At 57.6% G+C, this 7,819-nt stretch carries 7 protein-coding genes; 6 read left to right on the forward strand and 1 reads right to left on the reverse strand.

Features of this window, described 5'->3' with window-relative positions; genetic code table 11:
- From ACWIZX_RS04490 to ACWIZX_RS04505, 4 genes are all read left to right on the forward strand, one after another.
- Positions 1-261, forward strand: a 261-nt coding sequence (locus tag ACWIZX_RS04490; protein ID WP_448334932.1) for a hypothetical protein, incomplete at its 5' end; no start/stop codon positions are given.
- Between the two features lie 74 nt (positions 262-335).
- Complete coding sequence (locus ACWIZX_RS04495) at positions 336-1,532, forward strand: cytochrome P450 (protein ID WP_448334933.1); 1,197 nt, start codon at positions 336-338, stop codon at positions 1,530-1,532.
- A 312-nt stretch (positions 1,533-1,844) separates the two neighbouring features.
- Entirely contained in the window at positions 1,845-3,773 is a 1,929-nt protein-coding gene (locus ACWIZX_RS04500; protein ID WP_448334934.1) for a serine hydrolase, read from the forward strand.
- Positions 3,774-3,902: 129 nt separating this feature from the next.
- Positions 3,903-5,210, forward strand: coding sequence for an NAD(P)/FAD-dependent oxidoreductase (locus ACWIZX_RS04505; protein WP_448334935.1), 1,308 nt, complete (start codon positions 3,903-3,905; stop codon positions 5,208-5,210).
- Between the two features lie 31 nt (positions 5,211-5,241).
- On the opposite strand, the gene ACWIZX_RS04510 is transcribed toward ACWIZX_RS04505, so the two are convergent.
- Positions 5,242-6,147 (reverse strand): helix-turn-helix domain-containing protein, encoded by a 906-nt coding sequence (locus tag ACWIZX_RS04510; RefSeq protein WP_448334936.1) that lies wholly within the window; start codon positions 6,145-6,147, stop codon positions 5,242-5,244.
- A gap of 249 nt (positions 6,148-6,396) precedes the next feature.
- Between ACWIZX_RS04510 and ACWIZX_RS04515 the strand changes: the two genes are divergently transcribed.
- Together ACWIZX_RS04515 and ACWIZX_RS04520 are read left to right on the forward strand one after the other, a co-directional pair.
- The gene (locus ACWIZX_RS04515) at positions 6,397-7,254 is read left to right on the forward strand and encodes a pirin family protein (protein WP_448334937.1); all 858 of its coding nucleotides are present in this window, start codon (positions 6,397-6,399) and stop codon (positions 7,252-7,254) included.
- A gap of 218 nt (positions 7,255-7,472) precedes the next feature.
- Positions 7,473-7,595, forward strand: coding sequence for a hypothetical protein (locus ACWIZX_RS04520; RefSeq protein WP_448334938.1), 123 nt, complete (start codon positions 7,473-7,475; stop codon positions 7,593-7,595).
- Positions 7,596-7,819 lie beyond the last annotated feature (224 nt).

Consider the following 7,819-nt stretch of genomic DNA (forward strand, 5'->3'; position numbering starts at 1 on the left):
GAGTGTGACCCGCGCCGGGCTGCGTCCGCGCTCATTTCAACGGCGTTTCTCTACGGGGAAGGGGGGCGAGGAGTGTGGCCCGCGCCGGGCTGCGTCCGTGTTGACGTCCAGTTCAACGATGTTTCGCTTCGGGGAAGGGGAGTGATGAGTGCGAACCGCGATTGCGCCTTGCGAATCAGCGGAAGTAAAATGTCTTTTCAAGGGCGGAAGGAAGGATGGGTGAAATGGAAACAAAATGATCGGGTTGTCGAGGAACTTTGATACAGCGATAACAACCATGCGCTAGCCCGGATATAATAATCAGGGCATCCTTGGATGAATTTGGAGGTGAGGTTGTGACCAACTCACTGCGGGCTTTGGGAATTGACTTGCTTTCGGCGCAATTCATTGCAGACCCGTACCCCTTCTATGACCGGCTGCGTTCTGCTCGGCCCATTCTTTACGACGCCGAGTGGAATTTGTGGTTCTTCAGCGCGTATGAGGATATTGCCGCGCTGCTGCGCGACCGCCGCCTTGGGCGCGATCTGGACGGGGCTGCCAAACCCGACCCGCGCACTCCCTTCGGATGGCTGCACGCCCACTCCCTGATGGAAAAAGAACCTCCCGATCATACCCGCCTGCGCGGGCTGGTCAACAAAGCCTTCACCCCGGCGCGGGTTGAAGCGCTCAGGCCGCTGATTGAACGCACTGCCCACCGCCTGCTGGATGAGGTTGTTCAGCGCGGCGAGATGGATTTGCTGGCCGATTTTGCCGAGCCGCTGCCGGTTCTGGTGATTGCCGATTTGCTGGGCGTGCCGCAGGAAGTCCGTCCCCGGCTGCGTCCGTGGTCAAACCGGATTGTGGCGATGTACGAATTGTCCCCTTCGCCTGAGGACGCCCATTGCGCCAACCAGGCGGTGACCGAATTTGCCGCCTGCCTTCGCGGCCTGGCCGCTGAGCGCAAACTGCAGCCGCAGGATGACCTGATCAGCGCGCTGGTCGCCGCCGAAGAGCAGGGCAGCCGTCTGAGCGAGGATGAGTTGATTGCCACCTGCATTCTGCTGCTGAACGCCGGGCATGAAGCCACCGTCAACGCCATTGCCAACGGCATGCTGGCGCTCTTCCACCACCCCGACCAGTATGCTTTGCTGCGCCGCTCCCCCCAGCTGTTGAAATCTGCCGTGGAAGAGATGCTGCGTTACGATAGTCCGCTGCAGCTCTTCCGCCGCTGGGTGCGCGAGGATGTGGAATACAAAGGGAATGGGCTCCGCAAAGGCGGGCAGGCTGCCCTGCTGTACGCGGCCGGCAACCGCGACCCGGCACGCTTTCCCGACCCGCACCGCTTTGACATCACCCGCAGCGATAACCCGCACCTGACCTTTGGGATGGGCATTCACTACTGCGTTGGCGCACCGCTGGCGCGTTTGGAGATGCAGGTGGCGGTGCAGGCGCTGTTGGAACGCCTGCCCAACCTGCGGCTGGCGCAGGAAGCAGTGGAGTACCGCTCCGGTTATGTGATTCGCGGGTTGAAGGCGTTGCCGGTGCGGTTTTAGGCAGTCTGTTTCACCCTGCGCCTATCCCATGGTTGGCTTAGCCGCGATAGACCAAACGCAGATTGAGGGGATATTTTTCAAGTCAGCCTGAGCGTTCCCGCCCGCTTCCGCCTCCGGTGAAGGTCAATTGCGCTCACACCGTAGTTTTACTCTCAAGCCGAATTGACAGTAAAAAGGTTCTGGGTGTTTATCCCCGATTTGCGTTTTTGAATCAAACAGCGGGGAACGCTTTTTTCACAACTTTACGACGAAAGCATCGTATAGAGTATGAGGCTTTTTGTTCGGTTTTCCGTTTCAACGAAAGGATTGAGTATGGGCTCGTTCAAATTTGTTCCCCTCTCCCGCAATGTTTACCGATTTTTACTTGTTATGATGACCGCCCTGTTTTGTCTTCCAACGGCGGGGGTGTCGGCAAAGTATTTTCCGGCTCCGGCTGACCCTGCCGAACTGGAGGCCTTCATGGATGGGGTGCTTGCCAGCAGCATGGAAGCTTACCATGTACCCGGCGCGGTGGTGGTGGTCGTGTGTGATGGTCAGACGCTGCTTGCCAAAGGTTATGGATACGTCGATTTGGAAAGTCGTCAGCCGGTTGACCCGGCAACCTCCCTTTTCCGCCCCGGTTCGGTTTCCAAATTATTTACGTGGACAGCGGTGATGCAACTGGTGGAAGCCGGCAAACTGGATTTGGATGCGGATGTCAACACCTATCTGGACTTTACCATCCCGGATACCTTTCCGGAGCCAATTACCCTGCGTCACATTCTCACGCACACACCCGGCTTTGAGGATAAAGGTGAGGGGCTGTTCAAACTCAGCGCGGAGGAGATGATCCCGCTGGATCGGTACCTCAAGCATAACCTGCCAGCGCGCGTATTTCCGCCGGGCAAGATCGCGGCATATTCCAACTATGCCGTTGCATTGGCAGGTTACATTGTTGAACGTGTCAGCGGTCAGCCTTTTAATTCCTACATTGCCGACCACATCTTTCAGCCACTGGGGATGCAGTATGCGACCTTTGAACAGCCGCTACCTTCCGAACTGGCAGGTAAAATGAGCAATGGTTACAATTACATTCGTGGAAAATACATTAAGGGTGGTTTTGAATATGTGGTTGGGGGGCCGGCCGGTGCGCTGAGCGCCAGCGGGCTGGACATGGCAAAGTTTATGATTGCCCACCTGCAGGAGGGTGAGTACGAAGGTGCGCGTATTCTTGAAGCGCAGACTGCCCGGCGGATGCACACCCCCCTGCGTACCGCAGACCCACGCCTGAGCGGTGGTATGGCCTATGGATTTTTCTTCAATACGATCAACGGGCATTACACCCTGTCGCACGGTGGTGATACGATGCTCTTCCACTCCTTTTTGTTGTTGCTGCCTGAATCGCAAACCGGTTTTTTCGTTTCAACCAATGGTGCGAGCGGCGCACAGGCAGTTGAGCAGGTGGTCAACGCTTTTATGGAGCGCTATTACCCGGCCCAGGGAACACCCCTTCTGATCCCTGCTGCCGATTTTGACAGCCGCGCTGGACAGTATGCCGGCGCTTATCATCTGGCGCGCAACAATTTTACCTCCTATGAGAAAATCATCAGCCTGCTCATGCCGATCAATGTGTGGGTGGAAGACCGACAGGTGTTTGTTGAATGGGGTGGTGATGTAACCGCCTACATCGAAAACGAAGCGGGTTTGCTGGTGAATCCGCAAAAACCTCACGACCGCCTGGTGTTAAGAACGGACGGCGGTCAGGTGATGCTGGTACCCAGCCTGCCGTTTGATTTCATCAAAACGCCGTGGTACGGTTCACTCCCGTTGCACCTGTTGATCTTCATCGGTGGAAGTGTGTTGTACCTGGGCGCGTTGATTGGCTGGCTGGTTTCTTTCTGGCGCGGTGTGCGCCGGCGTGATTTACGTCCGCTAGGCTGGCGTTTGGCGCGTTTGAGCGGTGGTTTGTTTGGGCTTTTATTTCTGGTGTACATGATTGGGTTTGGTAGCGCACTCGGCACGATTGAACCGGCTTATGGTGTGCCAAAGGTGTTCTTTGGAATCATGCCGGCGGGTTTTGACTTGTTGATGCAGATACCGCTTCTTCTGCTCGTGCTGGGGGGAATCATGCTGGTATTCAGTGTGGTGGCGTGGGTCAAGGGCTACTGGCAGATTGGGGGGCGCCTGTTTTACAGTCTGACCTGCCTGTGGGCGCTGGCCATCCTCTGGTCGCTGAGCTACTGGAATCTGCTGGCGTTATGATGTAGATGATACAAATTCATCGCAAACTTTGTGCAAAGTTTCACGGGTTGTTGCAATTCGGATAATAAAGGGTATAATAGTGATAGTTATAACTTTCACAAATAAACGGACTCAAGAAAGGAGTTTCCGATGAAAACAACCCAATTTGCACTCCCCCATGTGGTCATTGTCGGCGCAGGCTTCGGCGGGCTACGCGCCGCCCGCCGGCTGGCGCGCCTGCCCGTGCGGGTGACCCTGATTGACCGCAACAATTACCACCTCTTTCAGCCGCTGCTTTATCAGGTGGCTACTGCCGGTGTTTCGGCTGCGGATATAGCTTACCCGGTGCGGGCTGTACTGCGCCGTCAGAAGAACGCCCGTTTTCTGCTGGCGGAAGTTCGCCAGGTTGACCTGCTCAACCGCCGCTTGCTGACCAGCGCCGGGGAAGTGTCCTACGATTATCTCATTCTGGCAGTCGGCGGGCAGACGCACTACTTTGGGCAGGATGGCCTGGCTGCCCATACCTTTGGTTTGAAAACCCTTGCCGATGCGGACAGCATCCGCGACCACGTGCTGACCCTGTTCGAACGCGCCAGCCGCGAAAGCGACCCCAACCGCCGCCGGGCATTGTTGACCTTTGCCGTAGCCGGCGGTGGACCCAGCGGGGTTGAAATGGCCGGCGCTCTTTCGGAATTAATCCGCCTGGCGCTGCCCCGCGATTTTCCCGGTTTCGATGTCTCTGAAGCGCGGGTGTTGCTGCTGGAAGCAGCCGATTACCTGCTGCCTGCCATGCCGCCCGACTTGCGCCAAGCCGCTCTTCGCGTCCTGCAACGCAAAGGGGTGGAGGTGCGACTTGGTGCGCGCGTCCAATCCTACGATGGTCAACGCATCGAGCTGGCAAGTGGCGAAATCATCCCCAGCCGCACCTTGATCTGGGCGGCCGGCATCCGCGCCGTTGAACTGGTGCAAAACCTGCCGGTTGAACATGCTGCCGCCGGGCGGGTACGGGTTGATCCCACCCTGCAATTGCCGGGCTTTCCCGAAGTATTTGTGATTGGCGATGCGGCCTATCTGGAAGATGAGCAGGGCAACCCCTTGCCGATGGTGGCGCCGGTTGCCATGCAGCAGGCCGATGCGGTGGTTGAGAATTTGCGCCGCCGCCTGGACGGTCAGTCTTTGCTGGCCTTTCAGTACCGCGATCCGGGCATGCTGGCGACCATTGGGCGCAATCAGGCGGTGGCGCGCCTGGGCAGGTTTCACCTGCGCGGCTTCATTGCCTGGGCGATGTGGGTGGCGGTTCACATCCTGCAGCTGATCGGCTTCCGCAACCGGCTGGTGGTGATGATCAATTGGGCGTGGGATTATTTCCTGTACGAACGCGCCCTGCGCCTGATTCAAACGCCGCCGCAGCCGGGCCGCCTGCCGCAGCAGGAAGCCGGCCGGCTCGGGAACGGCTAACCGCGCAGGCGGAAACGGGCTGGCCCGCCTTTCAGGGGATCAGCCCGCTCAGCTTTTCCCGCAGGCGCGTGAGCAGGCTGCCGAGCGCTTCAAGTTCATTCTCGCTCAAACAATCCCACGGAGCATGGAAATACGCATCGGTCTGTTCTTCAGCCGCCTGACGGATTTGCTCTCCCCGGGGTGTGAGGACGTACTGTTCTCCTTCGGCTTGCAGCCAGCCTCGCTGAATCAGATCATCGAGTGCCTGCCGGTATTCCTCGCGGCTGAAACCGCGCCGTTCCAGTTTGCTGAACAGTTCATCCAGCGTTCTGGCTTCTCCGCGCCACAGCAGGGTGAAGGCCTCCCACGCCTGTCCGCTGCAGCCATGGGGCTGCCAGGCTGCCAGATGAGCATCATCGCGGTAAGCGGACAAATCGCTGAGGTAATGGTCTATGCGGACGAGCAGGTGCGGGCTTATGCCGGTATTCACCCGGCAGGCGAGTTCAATGCACCACTTGCCCGGCGGCGAAGGTGCCTTCAAGCAAGCCTGCACGACGCGATTCAACAGGGCTGCCAGCTGATCCAGTTCCTCTTCGGGTAGGGGTTGCAGGCGGCTCATACACTCGTTCGCAGCCTGGAGGATGCTCTCGGCTGCCTCCCGCCCGCGGGCGGTGAGGCGGTATTCCCCGGCTCCATGCTCCGTTTCCTGCAACAATTCCTGCCGGGCTGCTTCGCTCAGGCGTTGGGAGTAGAGCGATTCGGCCGTGTATGCCCCCCTTTTGCGCATCTTTTCGGCTGTCACCGGTTCGGGGTCGAACGACAAGGCCGGCAACAGGATGCCTGTGCACCATTCCGGCAACTTGAGTTGAGCTGCGGTCTGCTGAATCACTGGCAAGTAATGACTGCTGAGCGCCTGCAAGGCTTGCAGCGCCAACGGCCACATTCCTTTATCCTCCATTTTCCCCTCCTGCAATCTTCTTTCCAAAGCCCATTAATGATTATAAGAAAATTGGGGAGTTAAGAAAACAGTTTGTGACTTAAGGGAGAAAATGCTTTTGAAAAAGGTTCAGCGCGTATACACGCGAGAGACGGGTGGCGGCAGGCGAGGTTGGTACACGCCGTTTCAAAATAAACGTGAAAGACCCGTCAAAAATGGTTATAATACATATAGAAATTGGACAAAATATATCAAAATAAAGGTATTGAGATGAGTGCTGAACTTCGTCTGATCAAGGAAATCATCCAGCCGAAGATGGTCATTGAAGGTGCGGGGGTGCGCCTGCTGCGTTCGTTTGCGCCCAGCCGCGAAAACCGCTTCGACCCGTTTCTGCTGTTTGACCATTTCGCCTTCAATGACCCGCGCGAAACGCCGCTGGCGGGCTTTCCCACCCATCCGCACCGCGGCATCGAAACGGTCACCTACATGCTGGAAGGCAGTGTGCGCCACCGCGACAGCCTGGGCAACATGGGCGTGATCGCTGCCGGTGATGTGCAGTGGATGACCAGCGGGCGCGGCATCCTGCACGAGGAAATGCCGCACCCCAGTGCAGCCGGGCGGGTGGATGGCTTTCAACTGTGGGTCAATCTGCCGGCGGCACTCAAAATGAGCCGGCCGCGCTATCAGGAAATTCAGGCACAGGAAATTCCCCTGCTGGAAAAAGACGGCTTCAGCCTGCGGGTGGTGGCCGGGGAATTCGCGGGAGTTGGCGGACCGGTCACCGAGATTGCCGCCCAACCGATTTACATGGAAGTACAGCTGCTGCCCGGCGCTCGTTTTGAACTGAATCTACCGGCTGAACACACCCTGCTGGTTTATTTGTTTGAGGGACAGGCTCTCTTTGGCGGAACGCAGCCGGTAACTGCCCTGCGCATGCTGTTATTTGAAGCCGGGGAACGCTTGCTGGTAGAAACCGGCCTTGCCAGCGGGGCGCGCTTCATGCTCATGGCAGGAGCGCCGTTCGGCGAACCGATTTACCCCTACGGTCCGTTTGTGATGAACACCATGGAAGAAATCCAGCAGACTCTGGCTGAACTGCGCGCCGGAACGTTCATTCAACCCGCCTGATTCTCGATGATTTTACCGGCCTGAAGCCCTGCCCTTTCTCCTGCAAATCGGCAGGGCTTTTTGGGCGCGCAGATTGCTGCCTATGGCTTTCTCAAAGTTCCTTGACATCCCTAAAACTTGGTATCGAAACTTGAAGTGTGGCGAAACGACCCCCACCGACCTCCCCCATATCGCTTTAGCGATATGGGGGAGGCGAAGGAGGGGGCAAAATTGCTCGATTGGACGCATCAGTGGATTATTCCGAAAAGACATCCGTCGGCGCACGCGGCTGCGGTTTGACCGTTTTCGACTTTGAGAAAGCGATGGATTGCTGCCGGAATGCGATTCTGTCCATTCTGTAAAAGTTGTATAATCCATATATGGAGGAGTTTGAACTTTCCTCAAGCGCGGAAAGTACGGCTTTGAACAGGAGGAGGGATTTTGCCATGCGCGCACTTTTCCGAACCGGTTTTTTGTTGCTGCTGTTGTTGCTTTTTACGGGCTGCAACGCCCTGAATCAACCCACTCCCACCCCCACCGAAACGCTTTTGCCCAGCCCGCTGCCGCCGACGGCCACCTTCACCCC

The sequence above is a fragment of the Bellilinea sp. genome, from assembly GCF_053501535.1.

Coding starts and splice junctions, on each gene's coding strand:
- ACWIZX_RS04515 (WP_448334937.1), top strand. CDS start 6,397: ATGAGTGCTGAACTTCGTCTGATCAAGGAAATCATCCAGCCGAAGATG.
- ACWIZX_RS04510 (WP_448334936.1), bottom strand. CDS start 6,147: ATGGAGGATAAAGGAATGTGGCCGTTGGCGCTGCAAGCCTTGCAGGCG.
- ACWIZX_RS04505 (WP_448334935.1), top strand. CDS start 3,903: ATGAAAACAACCCAATTTGCACTCCCCCATGTGGTCATTGTCGGCGCA.
- ACWIZX_RS04500 (WP_448334934.1), top strand. CDS start 1,845: ATGGGCTCGTTCAAATTTGTTCCCCTCTCCCGCAATGTTTACCGATTT.